We start from the raw sequence: 258 nt of genomic DNA on the forward strand, positions 1-258 counted from the left end.
GACCGGTCGATTGTTCGAGGGTCAACCTCAAACCAGACGCGTGAGATTCTGGCGCCATCTAGCTCATCAAGAACGTCGCTATCGTCCGTCTCGTCGCCTATATTGCGGAACAGCGCTGAGCTTGTAAGGCCGAGAGCGTTCTGCGCCCAGCGCCAATCTCGAAAGTTGGGCCCCTCCGCAATCATCTTCCGTAGCTCGTCAATGTACCCATATGGCAAAGTGGGACGAACACTCTCTGATGGACGGGGCAATCCGCTG

General features: G+C 56.6%; 1 protein-coding gene. It reads right to left on the minus strand.

Annotated features, from left to right (window positions below; genetic code table 11):
• The coding region (locus RVY79_RS20295) for a VPA1269 family protein (protein WP_317466390.1) at positions 1–251 on the minus strand (251 nt) is incomplete at its 3' end.
• Between the last annotated feature and the right edge of the window lie 7 nt (positions 252–258).

Origin of the sequence: Chromohalobacter sp. HP20-39, assembly GCF_033052815.1 — a bacterium.
Lineage (GTDB): Bacteria > Pseudomonadota > Gammaproteobacteria > Pseudomonadales > Halomonadaceae > Chromohalobacter.